The sequence below is a fragment of the Corallococcus sp. AB018 genome, from assembly GCF_003986945.1.
Lineage (GTDB): Bacteria > Myxococcota > Myxococcia > Myxococcales > Myxococcaceae > Corallococcus > Corallococcus exiguus.
The window spans coordinates 18,225-36,886 of record NZ_RAWR01000095.1; the positions used below are offsets into that span (position 1 = coordinate 18,225).

The 18,662-nt window shown below is 68.4% G+C and carries 12 protein-coding genes and 1 tRNA gene; 10 read left to right on the forward strand and 3 right to left on the reverse strand.

All coding sequences use genetic code 11. From position 1 onward, the window contains the following. Positions 1-2: 2 nt before the first annotated feature. From D7Y11_RS21030 to D7Y11_RS21045, 4 genes are read left to right on the forward strand one after another with little or no spacing between them, the layout of a single operon-like run. Positions 3-3,356, forward strand: a complete 3,354-nt coding sequence (locus D7Y11_RS21030; protein ID WP_126934602.1) for an N-6 DNA methylase — start codon at positions 3-5, stop codon at positions 3,354-3,356. After that, a complete protein-coding gene (gene pglZ / locus D7Y11_RS21035; RefSeq protein ID WP_126934603.1) occupies positions 3,353-5,704 on the forward strand; it encodes a BREX-1 system phosphatase PglZ type B in 2,352 nt (783 codons plus the stop codon). Before D7Y11_RS21030 ends, pglZ begins: the two co-directional genes overlap by 4 nt. Continuing rightward, positions 5,701-7,755 (forward strand): protease Lon-related BREX system protein BrxL, encoded by a 2,055-nt coding sequence (brxL, locus tag D7Y11_RS21040; protein ID WP_199753758.1) that lies wholly within the window; start codon positions 5,701-5,703, stop codon positions 7,753-7,755. Before pglZ ends, brxL begins: the two co-directional genes overlap by 4 nt. 11 nt (positions 7,756-7,766) lie before the next feature. Continuing rightward, the gene (locus D7Y11_RS21045) at positions 7,767-9,218 is read left to right on the forward strand and encodes a Wadjet anti-phage system protein JetD domain-containing protein (protein WP_126934604.1); all 1,452 of its coding nucleotides are present in this window, start codon (positions 7,767-7,769) and stop codon (positions 9,216-9,218) included. Positions 9,219-10,123: 905 nt separating this feature from the next. On the opposite strand, the gene D7Y11_RS21050 is transcribed toward D7Y11_RS21045, so the two are convergent. Then, positions 10,124-10,196: transfer RNA gene (locus D7Y11_RS21050), tRNA-Asn, on the reverse strand. 141 nt (positions 10,197-10,337) lie between these two features. On the opposite strand from D7Y11_RS21050, the gene D7Y11_RS21055 reads away from it, so the two are divergent. From D7Y11_RS21055 to D7Y11_RS21080, 6 genes are all read left to right on the forward strand, one after another. After that, positions 10,338-11,531 carry an RsmB/NOP family class I SAM-dependent RNA methyltransferase gene (locus D7Y11_RS21055; RefSeq protein ID WP_199753759.1) on the forward strand — a complete coding sequence of 398 codons (1,194 nt, stop codon included), beginning with the start codon at positions 10,338-10,340 and terminating at the stop codon, positions 11,529-11,531. 114 nt (positions 11,532-11,645) lie between these two features. Continuing rightward, positions 11,646-12,560, forward strand: a complete 915-nt coding sequence (locus tag D7Y11_RS21060) for an LD-carboxypeptidase (protein WP_126934606.1) — start codon at positions 11,646-11,648, stop codon at positions 12,558-12,560. Continuing rightward, a complete protein-coding gene (locus D7Y11_RS21065) occupies positions 12,557-13,720 on the forward strand; it encodes a serine hydrolase (RefSeq protein WP_126934607.1) in 1,164 nt (387 codons plus the stop codon). Before D7Y11_RS21060 ends, D7Y11_RS21065 begins: the two co-directional genes overlap by 4 nt. A gap of 12 nt (positions 13,721-13,732) precedes the next feature. Beyond that, entirely contained in the window at positions 13,733-15,202 is a 1,470-nt protein-coding gene (mpl, locus tag D7Y11_RS21070; RefSeq protein WP_126934608.1) for a UDP-N-acetylmuramate:L-alanyl-gamma-D-glutamyl-meso-diaminopimelate ligase, read from the forward strand. A gap of 3 nt (positions 15,203-15,205) precedes the next feature. After that, positions 15,206-15,784 (forward strand): TlpA disulfide reductase family protein, encoded by a 579-nt coding sequence (locus D7Y11_RS21075; protein ID WP_121754716.1) that lies wholly within the window; start codon positions 15,206-15,208, stop codon positions 15,782-15,784. 24 nt (positions 15,785-15,808) lie between these two features. After that, on the forward strand, positions 15,809-16,633 hold the full coding sequence (locus D7Y11_RS21080) for an inositol monophosphatase family protein (protein ID WP_121759016.1): 825 nt from the start codon (positions 15,809-15,811) through the stop codon (positions 16,631-16,633). On the opposite strand, the gene D7Y11_RS21085 is transcribed toward D7Y11_RS21080, so the two are convergent. Both D7Y11_RS21085 and D7Y11_RS21090 read right to left on the reverse strand, forming a co-directional pair. Beyond that, positions 16,630-17,244: a polysaccharide biosynthesis/export family protein gene (locus tag D7Y11_RS21085; protein ID WP_120579484.1), complete on the reverse strand. Its 615-nt coding sequence runs from the start codon at positions 17,242-17,244 to the stop codon at positions 16,630-16,632. The two genes, D7Y11_RS21080 and D7Y11_RS21085, sit on opposite strands and share 4 nt — an antisense overlap. Before the next feature lie 14 nt (positions 17,245-17,258). Beyond that, complete coding sequence (locus tag D7Y11_RS21090; RefSeq protein ID WP_126934609.1) at positions 17,259-18,518, reverse strand: hypothetical protein; 1,260 nt, start codon at positions 18,516-18,518, stop codon at positions 17,259-17,261. Positions 18,519-18,662: the final 144 nt, after the last annotated feature.

Here is an 18,662-nt window from a genome sequence, read left to right on the forward strand (position 1 = left end):
CGATGGCATTACTCGACCGCAACCTCCGCAGAGACCTCGAAAACGCCGTGAAGAAGGCCCGCTGCGTGGCGGAGGCCGGAGCACGAGACGCGATCAACCAGCTCGCCGTGGGCCACCACGAGCCGTGGCCAATGCTCTCGCCCGAGCAGCGCAAGCTGCGGAACCGCCTGCGCGCCCACGGCCGCCAGCTCGGCGACAAGCTCGACGAGCGCAAGGGCACGCAGACCATCGAGCGGCTCACCGGCGAGTGCGCCTACGAGCACTGGCACCGCCTGCTCTTCGCGCGTTTCCTTGCGGAGAACGACCTGCTCGTCGAGCCCGAGTCAGGCATGGCGCTGTCGCTCGACGAGTGCCGCGAGCTCGCGCGTGAGCAGGGCAAGGACTGGCTCGTGCTGGCGAGCGACTTCGCGCAGCGCATGCTCCCGCAGATCTTCCGCGCGGGCGACCCGGTGCTGGAGGTCGCGTTGCCGCCCGAGAAGCGCCAGGAGCTTGAAGCAATCCTGGAGCAGCAGCCTCGGGACGTTTTCATAGCTGACGACAGCCTCGGGTGGGTCTACCAGTACTGGCAGACCGAGCAGAAGGACGCGGTCAACGCGTCCGGCAACAAGATCGGCGCGGACGAGCTGTCGCCCGCGACGCAGATCTTCACCGAGGACTACATGGTCCTCTTCCTGCTCCACAACACGATCGGTGCGTGGTGGGCTGCTCGACGGCGCGCTTCCGGGCAGTTACTCGACCTCCCCGGCTACGCGCTGACCTATCTGCGCACTGATGGCGACGGGGCGCCGATTGCTGGCTCGTTCAGCGGTTGGGCGTCGAGCGCGAAAGCTCTCCGCATGCTCGATCCGAGCATGGGCAGCGGACACTTCCTCGCGTTCGCACTTCCTCTTCTCGTCGCGATTCGCCGAGTCGAAGAAGGGCTCACCGTGGAGGCGGCCGTTGACGCAGTCCTGCGGGACAACATCTTCGGCCTCGAAGTCGACCCTCGATGCACGCAGATTGCAGCGTTCAACCTCGCGATGTCCGCCTGGCGCTTGGGAGGCAGGCGCGAACTGCCTGAGCTGAACCTCGCGTGTTCGGGGCTTGGCATCAACGCCAAGAAGTCCGCGTGGGTCGAACTGGCCGGCGACGATGGTCCCTCAAGGCAGGCGATGGAGGAACTGTATGTGCTGTTCGAACAGGCCCCGTTGCTCGGCAGCTTGATCGACCCCACGCGCGTCGGCGGTACGTTGCTCTCGGCGTCGTTCGAACGCGTGCTGCCGCACTTCGAGCAGGCGATTGCGGCGGAGCGCGATGACTCCACCACGGAGTTGGCTGTCGCGGCGCGCGGAGTAGCGAAGGCCGCGCGCATCCTCGGTGAACGCTTCACCTTGGTCATCACCAATGTTCCGTACCTTGGTCGCGGCAAGCAGTGCGATGCGTTGAAGGACTTCTGCGAGACGCACCACGCAGACGCTAAGGCCGACCTTGCGACGTGCTTCGTCCAACGTTGCCTGCGCTGGTGCGTGGACGGCGGAAGCACCGCATTGGTGACGCCCCAGAACTGGCTCTTCCTTTCGGCATACCGGCGCTTGCGTGAGCAGTTGCTCAGGGAGGAGCAGTGGGACCTCGCCGTGAAGCTCGGCCCCGCTGCGTTTCAAGACATGAACTTCTGGGCCGCCACCACTGCGCTCGTCACGTTGACTCGTGGCCGGGCGGCTGAGGGGCATTCGCTCTCCGGTCTGGACGTGTCCGGTCCGAGAGAGACAGCCCTGAAGGCCGCCGAGCTGCAGTCGAACCAAGTTTGGGTACTTGGCCAGCGTGACCAACTTAAGAATCCCGACGCACGCATTTCCTTTCGGGAGGGCGACGACGAAGTCCTGCTCGCTCGATATGCGACCGGGTATCAGGGCGTGGCGACCGCCGACTACTCGCGGTTCGGAAGATGTTTTTGGGAGGTAGCGGAGAACGGAGAGCGCTGGTCGTTTCAGCAGAGCACCGTCGAGAACACGACGGCGTACGGCGGCCGAGAGCACATCGTGCTGTGGGAACAGGGACGCGGTGCGCTCGCGGCAAGCGAACAGGCTCGAGTGCAAGGTCTCGAAGCGCTCGGACGCAGAGGCGTCGTCGTCTCCCAAATGAACCAGTTGCCTGTCACGCTTTTCACGGGCGAGCTCTTCGACAATAACTGTTCCGCTGTCGTGGTGAAGGACGATGCCGACCTGTTGCCGGTATGGGCTTTCTGCTCGTCCGATGACTATCGGCGGCTGATTCGTGAGATCGACCAGCAGGTAAAGGTCACGAACGCGACCCTCGTGAAGGTCGCCTTCGACATCGAACAATGGCGTGACGTCGCAGCGGAGCGTTTCCCCAACGGCGTTCCGAGAGTCGCTGTGTCCGACCCCACGCAGTGGCTCTTTGACGGGCGACCGCGTGGTTCAGACCACCCGCTTCACGTCGCTGTTGCGCGCTTGCTTGGGTACAAGTGGCCGCGGCAGCTTGGCGTCCGGTTCGACGCAACCGATCCCTACGTCGACGACGGGCTTGACGTTCATGTCGATGATGACGGCATCGTCTGCCTGCCTTCTATTCGGGGTGAGGCTGCGGCGGCCGATCGAATACAGGCGTTCCTGGCATCTGCACTCGCACCGGAGTGGTCGGCCGCCGTTCTCACGCAGTTGCTTCAGGTGGAAGGTGCGCAGGGATCTCTCGACGACTGGCTGCGCAACTCGTTCTTTGAGTCGCACTGCGAGATCTTCCACCAGCGTCCGTTCGTGTGGCAGGTGTGGGACGGTCTCAGGGACGGCTTCAGTGCGCTTGTCAGCTATCACCGCTTGGCGGCGCCGAACGGCGAGGGCAAACGCACGCTCGAAAAGCTCATCTACACGTACTTGGGGGATTGGCTGGATCGTCAGCGCGCCGATCAGAAGGCGGGTGTCGAAGGTGCCGACGGGCGAGTTGCGGCGGCCGAGCACCTGAAGCGCGAGCTCGAGAAGATCCTCGAAGGCGAGCCGCCCTACGACATCTTTGTGCGATGGAAACCGCTCGAAGATCAGCCTGTCGGATGGTCGCCAGACATCGACGACGGAGTGCGCGTGAACATCCGCCCGTTCATGGTTGCGAGGCCCTTGAACGCGCGCGGGAAGAACGCCTCCATTCTACGCGTGACCCCTCGGATTCACTGGCGCAAGGACAAGGGCAAGGAGGCATCGCGCTCCAAGTCCGAGTTCCCGTGGTTCTGGGGGTGGGACGAGAGCGCGCAGGACATCGCTGGCGGCAAGGAGTTCGACGGCAACCGCTGGAACGACCTCCACTACTCGCCCGCCGCGAAGCTGGCCGCGCGTGAGCGCGCCAAGGCCAAGGGAGGCAAGTCGTGACGACCTCCCGACGTCGCGCCAGCACGCCGCCCCGTGCGCGTGGGCTCGTCGACGCGCTCGAGCACTCGTTCCTTCACGCGCTACGAACCGCAGAGGGAGAGGCGGCGCCCGCAGCTCTCCTCTGGGCCGATGCGGACCGGCAGTGGGCGGGCCTCGTGTTGCGCTTGCAGAGCGCGCTGCCGCACCTGTTCGTTCTCGGCGCGTACGACGCCGCGAAGCGCACGGGCCCCGCAATCTGGCTGCGCTGCGTGGTCGACCGCGTGCTCGAAGATGTCGCGATCGCGCCTGGCGTCGTACCGATCGTCTACTTGCCGGGCGTCGCGCGCCAGGCGCTGCGTGCGGGCGACGAGTGCCCGCGCGACCTCAAGCCGCTCGTCGAGCTTCAGTACCGAGGCCGCGTCTGGCACCAGCGCAACGGCCGCGATTGGACCATCGACGCCTTCCTCGTCTCGGAGGACGGGCTCGGACTCGACGTCGCTCAGGATGCACGCACCCGAGAGGCGGCACAGCGCAGCCTCCCGCTGCTCGCCGAGACGCCGTTGGACGGCCTCCGCGGTCATCGCCTCGAGGCCGACGACTTCGACCGGCTCGCTGTCAGCGACCCCACGCGCGACCTACTGCGCTGGATGGGTACTGGCGACGCCTTGCGCACGACCGAAGGCGAAGCGCGCTGGAAGGCGTTCTGCGGCGTGTGCAACTCCGAGTTCAAGTTTGACCCGGACAAGAAGGCCCCGTGCGACGCGGCGCTCGCGCTCGTTGAAGGCAACGGCAAGTGGGCCAACGTCTGGCAGCGCTTCAAGGAGGCCCCGAAGCTCTACCCGGACGTCGCGAAGCTGCTGCGCGCGAGCGCGACGCCGCTGCTTCACCGGGGCGGTGAGCGCGACGCCCGGGGGAACGTCGACGCCGAGCAGCGACTCCGCGCGGACTTCGCTGCAGTTGCCGGCTCGCCCCACGCGAAGGCGCTCGAGAAGATCGCCGCGCTCGAAGCCGAGCACGGCAAGCGCCGCGACTGGGTTTGGGCGGAGCTGGGCGAGAGCCCGCTGGCGGTAGCCCTCGCGCCTCTCGCACGTCTTGCGACGGCCGCCGCCACGACGCTCGGCGGCGCCACCGTCGATGCTGCGGTGACCGGCTACGTGAACGAGGGCTGGCGCTGCGACCGCGCCGCGCTCGAAGCGCTTGCTTCGGTGAAGCAGCCCGCTGACGTGAGCCTCATCCAGGGCGTGGTTCGCGCGCTCTACCTACCGTGGCTCGAAGCCTCCGCGCGCCACTTCCAGGACCTCATTCAAGGCGCCGAGTCCGTGGTTCGCGCGAAGGTCTCCGGTAGCCAGCACGAAAAGGACTCGTGCCTCATGTTCGCGGACGGCCTTCGCTACGACGTCGCCGGCATGCTCGCCGACCGTCTCGATGCGAAGGGATACCGCGCCCGTCTCAACCATCGCCTCTCGCCGCTTCCGACGGTCACCGCCACCGCGAAGCCGTTTGCGACGCTCTCCCACGACCGCCTTGAGGGCGGCGAGGACATCATCGACTTCAACCCGCGCTTCAAGAACAGCCCGCAGGCCGCGACCGCGCAGCGCCTGCGTGATGACATGGCGGGACGAGGCATCGACCTGCTCGGCGAGGACATCCGCCCCGCGAAGCAGGGAACGACCGGCGGCTGGCTAGAGACCGGCAAGCTCGACGAACTCGGGCACAAGCTGGGCGCTCGCTTGGCCGCGCAGATCGACACCGAGCTGGAGATGCTCGTCGATCAGGTGACCGGGCTCATCGATGCCGGCTGGACGCGCATCAGGATCGTCACCGATCACGGTTGGCTGCTCATGCCGGGGGGGCTGCCGCACGTGGCGGTGCCTTCGCACCTAACGGCAACCAAGTGGTCCCGCTGCGCCACGGTGAAGGGCGACGCGAAGCCCTCGGTTCCGGTGCACGCTTGGCACTGGAACACCCACGTCCGCATCGCATCGCCGCCCGGCGTCGGTAGCTTCGCCCCGAACACCGAGTACTCGCACGGCGGCATCAGCCCTCAGGAGTGCATCGTTCCTGAGCTGATCGTCGAGAGAGGGGGCGGCGGAACGAGCGCCGCCATCACGGCGGTGTCGTGGCGCGGCATGCGCTGCCGCGTGACGGTCTCGACGAACGATCCCTTGGTGCGCGTCGACCTGCGCCTCAACTGGAAGCAGGCGAGTTCCAGCATCGCCGCATCGACCAAGGAAGTCGGCCCGGCCGGCGAGGCGAGCTTGGCGGTGGCCGATGACGCTCACGAAGGTGCTGCAGCAACGGTCGTCGTCGTGGATGCCGCGGGCAGCGTGCTCGACCGGAAGACCACGACCGTCGGAGAAGCCTCATGACCATGATTCTCGACCATCTCGACCAGCAAGCTGCAGCTGTCTTCGATGGCTACCTCGTCCGCAAAGACCTGGTGCGCAAGTACGCGCGCCAGTATCCGGTGCCGACCTACGTGGTCGAGTTCCTCCTCGGCCGCTACTGCGCGAGCACGGATGAGCAGGAGATCGCCGAGGGCCTCCAAATCGTCGAGAAGCAGCTCCGCGACCGGACGGTTCGCACCGGCGAAGAGGAACTCTTCAAGGCGCGCGCCAAGGATGGCGGAAGCGTCAAGCTCATCGACATCGTCAAGGCGCGCCTTGATGCTAAGAACGACTGTTTCCTCGCCGAGCTTCCGAGTCTGGCGCTGCGCGACGTGCGCATCGACGATCAGCTCGTTCGTGAGAACGAGCGCATGCTCACCGACGGCTTCTACGCCGAGGTCACGGTCGCCTACGACGGCATCACCGCGCAGGAGCAGGGAGGCCGTCCGTTCTCCATCGAGTCGATGCGGCCGATCCAGATGTCGAAGTCCGACGTGCTCGACGTCCTGGCGAAGGCGCGCCGCTCGTTCACGACGCCGGAGTGGATCGACTTCTTGATCCGCTCGATCGGCCTCGAGCCCGCCGCGTTCTCCGAGCGTGCGAAGCGAGTCGCGATCCTGCGCATGGTTCCCTTCGTGGAGCGCAACTACAACCTCGTCGAGCTCGGTCCGCGCGGCACCGGAAAGAGCCACCTGTTCCAGCAGATCTCGCCCTACGCGCACCTCATCTCAGGCGGTAAGGCGACTGTCGCCAAGATGTTCGTGAACAACGCAACGGGCCAGCGCGGGCTCGTGTGCCAGTACGACGTCGTCTGCTTCGACGAGGTGTCAGGCATCTCCTTCGATCAGAAGGACGGCGTCAACATCATGAAGGGCTACATGGCGTCGGGGCAATTCAGCCGCGGCAAGGACAACATCCGCGCTGAAGGCGGAATCGTCATGGTCGGCAACTTCGACGTGGACGTCGAGCAGCAGCAGCGCGTCGCGCACCTGCTCAGCCCGCTGCCGCCGGAGATGCGCAACGACACGGCGTTCATGGATCGCCTCCACGCCTTCGTGCCCGGGTGGGACTTCCCGAAGCTCAACCCCAACGACCACTTCACTGACCACTTCGGACTGGTGAGCGATTTCCTCAGCGAGTGCTGGAGCAAGCTGCGCTCGGGTAATCGCGTCTCCGTGATGCAAGGGCGCGTGCACCTCGGCGGCGCGCTCTCCGGTCGCGACATCGAGGCCGTGAACAAGACGGTGAGCGGCCTGACCAAGCTGCTCTTCCCCGATCCTGAAGCGCCCGTGCCGGATGAGGACCTGGAGTGGATCGTGCGCGTCGCGCTCGAGTCGCGCCGCCGCGTGAAGGAACAGCAGAAGCGCTGCTTCAAGAGCGAGTTCCGCAACACGCACTTCAGCTACATCGTCGGCCCCGAGGGCGTGGAGCAGTTCGTCTCGACGCCGGAGCTGCACAGCGACGAGGCCATCGAAGGCGATCCGCTGCCTCCCGGCCAGGTCTGGGCGGTGAGCCCGGCGAGCCCCGACGCCGGCCCGGGCCTCTACCGCATCGAGGTCGCGAGCGGCCCAGGCGCGGGAGTGAAGGTCCTCAATCAGCCGACGCCGCCGGCGTTCCGCGAAAGTGTGAAGGTCGGCGAGCAGAACCTCTACACGCGGGCGAAGGAACTCGTCGGCGATCGCAACCCGCGAGAGCACGAGTTCTCGATTCAGATGCGCGCCATCGACTCCGACAAGACGGGGGCAGGCCTCGGCGTTCCGGTGCTCGTCGCCCTCTGCGGGGCGCTACTGGGGCGCAACACGCGCGGCGGAACCATCGTCGTCGGAGCGCTCAATCTCGGCGGCTCGATCGAGATGATCCCGAATGCGGTGCGGATCGCGGAGCTGGCCGTCGACAAGCAGGCGCAGACGCTCCTCATGCCCGTCGCCGCCCGCCGACAGCTCAACGACCTCCCAGACGAGCTCTGGACCAAGATCAACATCGAGTTCTACAAGGACGCGTCGGACGCCGTCTTCAAGTCGCTGGTGGAGTGAGGGCGGGGGCGATGAGCGAGACGACGGCGCCACTGCGGGGCCGCGCGGTCTCTGCCGAAGGGGGCCTCGTGACCTCCGCGCCACCCTCCAACGAGCCGACCCGTGTCATCGCGTCGCTTGCGCGCGACCAGGAGAACCTCGAACTCAAGACGGTCGACCTCTGCTTCCTCGCGGGCCTCTACCTGCGTGCCGACAAGGCGGCTTTGGCGTCCTTCGAGGAGGATGTTCTCATCGACATGTTCGAGCAGGTCTGCGACGTGGTGGAGCCTGGTGCCGAGAACCCGCGCAAGCGTGCAACGCACGCGATCCAGCGGCTCCGCGAGCAGAGCATGCTCGCGCGCGTCGATGGGGCCGGCATCGTGCGCGCGGGCGACTACGCGCTCACGACACTCGCGGCTGCTGTCGTCCAGTCTTTCCTGACGGATGAGGCCCTGACCCGTGAGAGCCTGACGCTACTGACGGGGGGGCTGAGCGTGCAGCTCGCGGAGGTGCTCGCGGCCGCGAAGAAGGCCACGGATACGGAGACGTCGAAAAGCAAGGTGTCTGGACCGCTCTGCGTTACTGTCTCCGAGCTGGTCTCCGGCATTGAGCGCAGGCAGCGCGGGCTCGATGCGCAGCAAGAGGAAGTGCAGGCAGAGATCGCCAAGCTTCTCCAGTCGGATTGGTTCAGTGCCGTCGACCGCTGCCAGCTCCTCCTGGACATCACGACGAGCACGCTCAATGAGCTGAACGAGATCCTCCTGCGCGACACGCACCTCTTCGTCGCGCTCCTCCTCGCGCTCCAGGGGCTCGCAACGGCGGCCGAGAACCGCGAAGCCGAGGAAACGGTCCAGCGGGTCATCGAGCACGTCGATCGGATTGCGTCATGGGGTAGCGCACGGCAGCAGGCGTGGTCGGAGTACTACCAGTACGTCCACCGGTACCTGCGCGACGTCGTGCGGCTCCGACCACCGCAAGGTCTCGTCGCGCTCACGCCACAGGGGAGGGTCGACCTCGCTGCCGTTTTGGCTGTCCTCGGCGAGGTGTCGATCCCGGAACGTGCCCTCAGAGGAGGCCTCGCTCTCGAAGGAGCGATCCTCGCGGCGCTTCTCGTCGAGAACCTCGGCGCGTTCTGCGATCTACACGCCGTCGACGGCTGGCTGCTTGTGCACGTGCCTGAATGGGACACGGCGACGGTCGCTCGACTTCTCGAGCGCCTGGTCCACGTGCCGGTGGTCCACTTCGGTGATCTCGACCCCAACGGCGTCCGCATCCTTCGGCACCTCCGCGCGCTCCGTTCCGACTTGCGGGGTTCGTGCCGGAGCTCTGGACCGAGCCCGTCGATGCGAAGGGTCTGCCGGGTGTCTGGCCCGAGGACCTCGATCTCGGCGAAGCTCCTGCTCTCGTGCGGGAGGTCGCGAGCCGCAGTCTGTGGATCGAGCAGGAACCTGTCGCGGTCGACCCGAGGACATCGGCGGCGTTGAAGGCGATGCTGTAGAACGCTGATGCGCAGCCCGCGCGGGACAGCGCCCCGTTGGTCAACAGTCACCCCCCCCCCGCGTGGACATTTGATCGCTTGGTTACCGTCCCGGAGAACGAGGGTCGGCGGCTAACCGCGTCTCGACTTCTCTCTTCCCGTGGGCGCGAGAAGAGAGCGCGAACGCCGTCCCACGCGCCCTCGACGCGCCCGTCTTCACGCCTGCGGTGCTCTCTGCGCGAACGCTGTCCACGCGCACGCCGAGCGGCGAAGGTCGCGGAAACGTGGGGGAGAAGCGCAACGGCCCCGGAGATCGCTCTCCGAGGCCGCTGTTAAAAGTGCAGGGTCGCGTTTCCGGGACCCTGCGTGAATGGCTCGGCGAGACTTTCTGGAGCTGACTGAACTGATGGACCGAGGGTTTGCAGGGCGTGCGAGCTCGGGTGAAGTGGACTGGCGCTGCGCGGATCCGCAGTCTTCTGCGACCGCCCTCACCACGAGTACGGGCCAGCGCGTCCGATGCAAGCCTTGCGGCGCGCTAGCTAGGAACCGCAAGCCAAGTAAGAGACGAAACCAGAAAACAGAGAGACGTCTTCCCAGAAACCTCAGAGCGGAAAGAGCGGGTCTCCAGGGGAATGTTGTTAACCGCCTCCCCAAAAGTTAACAGCACTTGTTAACCGCTCTCGGCCTCTCTCTCCCCAGAACGGGTGAAAGAGCGGTGCAGAGAGCCCAATCGGCGGTGGAGGAGAGGGGGCATCTCGCTCTGCGGGGTTGAGAACCGAGAGGGCCCTCTTCAGCACCGCGAGCCAGAATCCCTTGGGATTCAGCGGCTTAAGCACGAAGGCCCCGCGATATGCATCGCGAGGCCCGTGTTAAACAAAAAGGCCCTACCGGTTGGTAGGGCCTTTCAAGAAGCTCCCCGACGTGGACTCGAACCACGGACATGGTGATTAACAGTCACCCGCTCTACCAGCTGAGCTATCGGGGAATATGTCCCGTCGCGGCGGTGCGTTGCCGTGACGGATGCGACTTCTAAAGAACCGAGCCTGCCCTGTCAACTGTCCTGTTCGATCCGATCTCCCGGCTTACCCCGCAGCCCTGGTCCTCGCTCCAGGGACTGAGCGCCGTCGTGTCCGAGGCGCTTGCTCGCGTCCTCTCGGGCGACCCCGCCGAGCGCGTCCTCGACCGGACCCTGCGCTCCCACCGCGACCTGTCCCGCGAGGGGCGCCAGGCGCTGAAGGAGGCCGTCTTCAACGTGGGCCTCTGGCGCCGCCGCCTGGGGTTCCTCCTGGACTCGTCGGATCCGTCGCCCTCCCAGCTTCTCTTCGCGCTCCTGCATGGCCTCGTGGGCGTTCCTGCTTCGGACGCCGCGTCGTGGGCGGGGCTGGCGGCTCCGGTTCCCCTGCGGACCGGAACGCCCCCGTCGTTGGCGCTCCGGGCCTCGCTGCCGGACTGGCTCTCGGACCATTTCGTCCGTGAGTTGGGGAAGGAGGCGGAGGACTTCTGCGCGCACCTGAACGTCCCGGGCCCCATCACGCTCCGGGTGAATCCGGCCCGCATCTCCCGTGATGCCCTGGCCGCGCGCCTGGCCTCCGAGGGCGTCTCGACCCGCCCTGGCTCCTGGAGCCCGCTGGCCCTGCATGTCGACGGGCCCCGGCCGAACCTCTACGCCCTGCCTTCCCTCCGTGAGGGCCTGTTCGAGGTCCAGGACGAGGGCAGCCAGCTCCTGGGGCTCCTCGTGGAGTCCCGTCCCGGGGAGACCGTGCTCGACCTTTGCGCCGGGGCAGGGGGCAAGACGCTCCAACTGGGCGCGGCCATGAAGGACTCCGGCCGGCTGCTCGCCTACGACCCGGATGCGGAACGGTTGGATCGGCTCCAGCAGCGCGCCTCCCGGGCCGGGCTCACCCGCGTCCAGGTGCTCCGGACGCCTCCGTCACCGGGCCTCAACGTGGACCGTGTCCTCGCGGACGCGCCCTGTTCCGAGCTGGGCTCGCTCCGCCGGGGCCCGGACCTCCGCTTCCGGCTCACTCCGGACTCGCTCTCCCGGTACACCGCCATCCAGCGCGACATCCTGGCCCGCGCCGCGGATGTGGTTCGCCCCGGTGGCCGGGTCGTCTACGCGACCTGCACCGTCAACCGCGCGGAGAACCAGGACGTGGTCGCGGACTTCCTCCGCTCCCGACCTGACTTCCGGGCCGTCACTCCGGGCGCTGGCTGGCTTCCGGACGCGTGCCTCCAGGACGGGTTCCTTCTCGTCACCCCGCACCGGCACGGCACGGATGGGTTCTTCGCGGCGGTGCTCGAACGCGGCACGGCGGGGTAGGGCGGCCAGCGGGCGGACGAGCGCTCCACGGGGCCTCGTTCCTCCGTCCTGCGGTACTCAACGCTTCGGGCCCCGGGCTCCCTGAAACACCCTTTCCCCCTCGCACCGGGTGCTATGAAGCGCTGCGTGCGTTGGCTCAAGCCCCTTCCGCTCCGTCCCCGCGACACGGTGCAAGTCGTCGCCCCCGCGGGCCCCTTCGAACAGGCTCCCTTCGAGGCCGGCCTGCGTATCCTCTCCGAGCGCTACTCGCCGGTGGTCCGGCCCGATATCGGAGCCTCGCACCGCTACCTCGCCGGGGATGACGCCCGCCGCCAGGAGGAGCTGTCGCACGCGTTCCTCGACCGCGCCTCCCGCGCCATCTTCTGCGCTCGGGGCGGCTATGGCAGCTCTCGCCTGTTGCCGGAGCTGCCCATCGACAAGGCCGGCCCCATCGCCTTCACTGGCTTCTCCGACCTGACGTCCATCCACTGCGCGCTCCAGGCCCTGCACCGCGTCTCCATCCACGCGCCCGTGCTCACGCAGCTGGGCCGCCAGTCCACCCAGGTCCACGACTACTTCTTCCGCCTGCTCGAATCCGCGGAGGCCCCGCCGCCCCTCAACGGCAACGCCACCTACGTCCCCGGCACCGCCGAGGGCACCCTCGTGGGCGGCAACCTGTCTGTCTTCTCCCGGCTCCTGGGCACGCCGTACATGCCGCCGCTCGACGGCGCCGTGCTCCTCCTGGAGGACGTCACCGAGCGCCCCTACCGCATCGACCGCATGTGGACCCATCTGCGGCTCGCCGGTGTCTTCTCCCGTGTGCGCGGCATCGTCCTGGGTGACTTCACCGCCTGCGAGGAGAAGGACGCGAACTACTCCAGCGCGGACGTGCTCCGTGAGCTGGCGCGCGACGCGAAGCTGCCCTGCGCCGCGGGCTTCCCCATTGGCCATGGCGCCATCAACTACCCCGTGGCCCTGGGCACGCACGTGCGCCTGGACGCGGACGCCGCGCGCCTCACCTTCCTCGAAGGCGCGGTGAGCCCCGGATGAGCCAGCACCCCATCGCCAACCTCCAGGCCGTGCTCGATGACGGCGTGGAGCTGGGCATCTTCCCCTCCGCCCAGGCCGTGGTGCTCCACAAGGGCGTGCAGGTCTTCGGCGGCGTCGCTGGCAACGTGAAGGGCGACACGCGCTTTGACCTCGCGTCCCTCACCAAGGCCATGTCCACCACCGCGCTCTTCCTGCGCCTGTGGACCGAAGGCAAGGTGGGCCCGGACACGCTCGTGTCCCGCTACTTCCCCGGCTCGCCCGTGGGCGACGCGGGCGTCACCGTCGCGGACCTGCTCTACCACCGCTCCGGTCTGCCCGCCTTCGTCCCGTTCTTCGCGGACGCCCTCAAGGCCCACCCGGAGCTGCTCGACGCCGGCTGCCCTTCCTCCGTCCGCGCGCAGGTCCACGCGGACGTCCTCCATGCCGCCGCCGCCACGCCGCTCGACGCGCCCGTGCGCACGAAGTCCGTGTACAGCGACGTGGGCTTCATCCTCCTGGGCGACATCCTCGCCCGCGCCGGTGGCGCCCCGCTGGACGTGCTCTTCCATCGCCACGTCGCGGAGCCGCTGGAACTGAAGGCCCGCTTCCACCGCCTCAGCGATTTCCCCTCCGACGGCGCCACCGCGCCCACCGGCGCCATGCGCCCGCGCGAGCCCGCTCCCGGCCAGGAGTCGCTGTGGAAGGACGTGCCATCGCAGCCGTCCCGCCCCGCCGAGGTGGATGACGACAACGCCTGGGTGCTGGACGGCGTCGCGGGACACGCGGGCCTCTTCGGCACCGCCGTGGACGTGGCCCGCTTCGGACAGGCCGTGCTGGAGGGCGCCGCGGGCACGCATGCCGCGATTGCTCCGGGGCCCTTGTGGCACCGCGCGCTCGCCACCGACCCCAAGGTGGAGGGCAGCACGCGCTCCATGGGCTTCGACTCTCCGTCGAAGGGTCATTCCAGCGCGGGCCGATTCATTGGCGACACGCCTCCGGGCGCGGTGGGCCACCTGGGCTTCACCGGCACCAGCCTCTGGGTGGACCTGAGGCGGTCGCTCGTCGTCGCGCTCATCACCAACCGCGTGGCCCAGGGCCGTCAGGACCTGCGCATCCGCGACTTCCGCCCCGCCTTCCACGAGCTCGTCGTGGAGGCGCTCGACCTTCACGTCCTCCCCTGAGGAAACCGCAGCATGGCTGACGACAACGGCAACGTCCTCGACACACTCGACCCGCGGTCCGTGCGCCGCATCCACCTGGTGGGCGTGGCCGGCACGGGCATGGGCTCCTTCGCCGGCATGCTCAAGGCCGCCGGCTACGACGTCACCGGCAGCGACGAGAACGTCTACCCGCCCATGAGCGACATGCTCCGCACGTGGGGCATCCCCGCCAGCAGCCCGTACTCGCCCGCCAACCTGGACGCGGCGAAGCCGGACCTGGTCATCATCGGCAACGTCATCCGCCGGGTGAATCCGGAGGCCACCGCCGTGCGCGAGCGGGGCCTCAAGCAGATGTCCTTCCCCGCGGCGCTGGGCTCGCTCTTCCTGGACCGCTCGCACTCCGTCGTCGTCGCCGGCACGCATGGCAAGACGACGACGTCCTCGCTCATGGCCCACGTGCTGGTGGCCTCGGGCAAGGACCCCAGCTTCCTCGTGGGCGGCGTCACCCAGAACTACTCGGGCAACTACCGCGTGGGGAAGGGCCCGCACTTCGTCGTCGAAGGCGACGAGTACGACACCGCCTACTGGGACAAGGGCTCCAAGTTCCTCCACTACCGCCCGCGCACCGCCATCGTCACCAGCGTGGAGTTCGACCACGCGGACATCTTCCGCGACCTGCCCCACTACGAGGCCACGTTCCAGAAGTTCGTGCGCCTGGTGCCGAAGGACGGCCACCTGGTCGTCTGCGCCGCGTATCCGAACGCCGTGCGCATCGCGCGTGAAGGCATCGCGCCCGTCAGCACCTACGTGGCGGAGGAAGGCGCGGACGCGGACTACACGCCGAAGAACCTCTCCTTCGGTCCCGAGGGCGCTCGCTTCAACGTCATGGAGAAGGGCCAGGACCTGGGCACCGTGACGCTGCCGATGTCCGGCGCGCACAACGTGGAGAACGCGCTCGCGGTCATCGCCGCCGCGCGCGGCCTGGGCCTCACCTTCGCTGAAATCCAGCAGGGCCTGTCCACCTTCCAGGGCGTGAAGCGCCGGCAGGAGATTCGCGCGGAGGTGGACGGCGTGCTCGTGGTGGACGACTTCGCGCACCACCCCACCGCCGTGCGCGAGACCATCGCCGCCATCCACCACCGCTACCCGGACCGGCGCCTGTGGGCCATCTTCGAGCCGCGCTCCAACACCAGCCGCCGCAACATCCACCAGGAGGACTACGCGCACGCCTTCCCCGGCGCCACGCGCGCCAGCCTCAAGGTGCCCGAGCGTCACGACAAGGTGCCCGAGGGCGAGGAGCTCAACGTCCCCAAGCTCATCGAAGCGCTCAAGGGCCAGGGCATCGCCGCGGACGGCGCCACCGACGTGCAGACGCTGGTGGACCGCGTCGCTTCCGAGGCGAAGTCCGGTGACGTGCTGCTCGTCATGAGCAACGGCGCCTTCGGTGGCTTCATCGACAAACTGCTCACCGCCCTGAAGTCCCGGGCGGGGAAGGGGACCTGAGCCATGCGCCGTCCATTCCTCCTCTCGCTGGGAGCCCTGGCGTTCGCCCTGGGCTGCTCCGCGGCGCCCACGCCGTTGCCCGCGCTCACGGACCGTACCGGTGACGGGACGCGCTCCAGCAGCTCCGCCCTGGAGTCGAACCGGGCCTCGGGCCAGCCGCTCGTCTTCCAGGTGAAGCGCTACCCGGACAACAGCCCGTACGACTTGAAGAGCGACCGCGGGCAGGTCGTCCTCCTGGACGTGTGGGCCACGTGGTGCGAGCCCTGCAAGGACGCGCTGCCCATGTACGCGCAGCTCCAGAAGGAGTACGGCTCGCGCGGCTTCAAGGCCTACGCCCTCAACGTGGACGAGGACGTGCGCGCCATTCCTCCCTTCCTGGAGGAGGCGAAGGTGGAGCTGCCCATCCTCCTGGACGCCAACGCGCTGGTGTCCGAGCGCCTGCTGAAGGTGCGGCTGATGCCCACCACCTTCCTCATTGATCGCAAGGGCGTCGTCCGCCACGTGCACGAGGGCTTCGCCGAGGAGTTCCTCCAGAAGTTCCAGACGGAAATCGAGCAGCTGCTCGCCGAGCCCGCCTCCTAGAGCGCACCCGAGGGAAACGCATCCATGGCCCACGAACCGGAAACGCCCGCCGCGCTGCGCCGCACCGCGGAGGAGGGCGCCCGCATGGCCGGACGCATCCTCCGCGAGCGCTTCCCGCAGCACCGCACCATCGAGTTCAAGGGCGGCATCGACCTCGTCACGGACGCGGACCGCGCCTCCGAGGCCGCGCTGCTGGACTTCCTGCGGCAGCGTTACCCGCGCCACGCCATCCTCGCGGAGGAGAGCGGCGCCACGCAGGGCAGCGACACGTTCCGCTGGGTGGTGGATCCGCTGGACGGCACCACCAACTACTCGCACCAGGTGCCGCACTTCTGCGTCAGCGTGGCGGTGGAGGGCCCGGAGGGCACCGTGGCGGGCGCCGTCTACGACCCCATGCGCGACGAGCTCTTCTCCGCCGCGAAGGGGGAGGGCGCCACGCTCAACGGCGTGCCCCTGAAGGCCAGCCCCACGGCCACGCTGGAGCGGGCGCTCTTGTGCACGGGCTTCCCCTACGACGTGCGCGAGCGCCCGGACCTGCCCGTGGGCCTCTTCAGCCAGCTCATCCTCCTGGCTCAGGGCATGCGCCGCACCGGCAGCGCCGCGCTGGACCTGGCGTACGTCGCGGCCGGCCGCTTCGACGGCTACTTCGAGTTCGGCCTCAAGCCCTGGGACATCGCCGCGGGCGGCCTGCTGGTGGCGGAGGCCGGCGGCGTCATCGTGCACATCGACGGGCGCCCCTTCGACGTGCTCAAGGGCGACGTGCTGGCGAGCGGCGCGAACCTGGCGCCCCAGCTCATGACCCAGGCGAAGCGCTTCCTGGATGAAATCGGCTGGACGTCGCGCGACTAGAAGAAGCTCTCCGGCACGAAGACGATGTCGCCGGCCTGGAGCAGGAAGTTGCGCTCGCGGCCCACGCCAATGTCCTCCACGGGCACGCGAATCTTGCGCTCCTGCCCGTCCACCACGCGCGTGACGAGCGTGTTGTTCTTCGCCGCCAGCTTGGTGAAACCACCGGCCAGCGTAATCGCCTGGATGATGGACACCTCGCCGGTGACGGGGAAGGTGCCGGGCTTCTGCACTTCCCCGAAGACGAAGATCTTCTGCGAGTTGTACTCCCGCACCAGCACGGACACCTGCGGGCGGCGCAGGTAGCGCGCCAGGCAGTCTCGCAGCGCGTCCGCCGCGGCGCTGGCGGTGAGGCCGGACAGCGACACCTTGCCGCACAGCGGATAGTCGATGGTGCCTTCCGGCGACACGCGCCAGGTGCCGGAGTGCTCGGGCTCCTGGAAGACGCGCACCTCCACCACGTCACCGGGGCCCAGGTTGCCGCCAGACGTCGCCGCGGCCTCCGCGGACGATGCGGGCGTGGGCGGAGGCGGCGGCGGGCGCGTGTCCGCGTGGCATGCGGACAGCACCGCGAGGAGGACCGGCAGGATGAAGCAGAGCCGCGAGGAACGCATGGGCGCGGAAGGCCTCAGTAGGAGACGGACACCCGCGCGTAGCCTTCGTGGCGGGTGTAGTTGAGGCCAGCGGCGCCCAGCGACGACGAGCGGGTGCCCAGCATGTAGCCCACCGCGCCCACCAGCCACGGGCGGATTTGGTACTCGGGCCCCAGGTCCAGCGTCACCAGCGTGTCGCCGCGGCCGCCCGCGAAGGAGAGGAAGTCCAGCGCGCCCGTGGCGTGCAGCGCGAGCCGGCTGCCCATCACGGTGCGCCCTTCCGCGTAGACGCGGTCGTCGCGGAAGGTGCCGTAGGCGGCCACCGGTTGGAAGGCGCGCAGGTAGCCGCCCTTCACCGTGAGCGACGGGCCCACGAGGTACGTGCCCTCCACCTGGCCCACCACGGTGCCGCCGCCGCCCGAGCCCAGGTTCTGGCTCCAGCCGGCCTTCGCCGTCAGGGTAATCCGCGGGGAGATCAGTCCGGACACGCCCGCCATGGCGTGCAGGATGGCCGCGCTGGGCGTGGTGGTGTCGTTGAAGTAGCCCCGGTACTGCAGGCCCGTGTCCACCACCACCGCCGTCTTGGGCAGGAAGCGCCAGCGGCCCTCCGCGCCCAGCCGCAGGTTGCCGTAGTTGAACTGGCTGGCGGCGAGCGGATCACACGCGGCTTCGGTGCAGCCGATGGGCGTCATGCCGCCCAGGGGCTCGAAGAACTCCATCGCGTACGCCAGCGCAGGGGTGACTTCCAACGCGCCGCCGCCGGGCTTCCACTGCGCCTTCACGCGCGCCTCGTTGAAGAGGCTGAGGATGCCCGCGCCCAGTGCCGCCGTGCGCGTGCGGTCCGAGCGCGTCAGCTCGTCGCCGACCTCGATGGACAGCTCGCTCTCCTGGTTGAACCGCAGCGCCAGGTCCGCCGCGCCCTCCAGGTGAGACGCCGCGCCGGAGCCCGCCGTGAGCAGGCCCGTGTAGGCCACGTAGTCCAGGTTGCCGCGCAGCGCGATGGCCAGCTTGGGGGACGGCACGTCCAGCATCAGCCCGGGGCGCACGTGCAGCGCCAGCTCTCCGGACAGGTCCGGGGACAGGGGGCCGGTGCCCGCTTCGCGGAAGTAGCCCACGCCGCTGTCCAGCCGCGTCTCCAGCTCCAGCGTCGGGTGCAGTCGCCCGTTGCCCACCTTGAGGCCATTGCCACCCGGAGGCCGCCCGCCCACGAAGGCCTGCGCCGACGCCGTCAGCGGCAGGAGCGCCGCGAGCGCCAGGGCCCCAAGGGCCAGACGGAATGTCCCAGGCTGCTTCATGGTGTCAGAGGCGCTCCACGCGGTGAGACGGCGGGCATAGCACGCGGGTTCCCGCACCGGAACAAACGGTCCGGGGCCGGGACCGCGGCAGGTGGGAGGCAGCCAGGCACTCAGTCCACGGGGCTCGCGGGCGGGGGACGGACC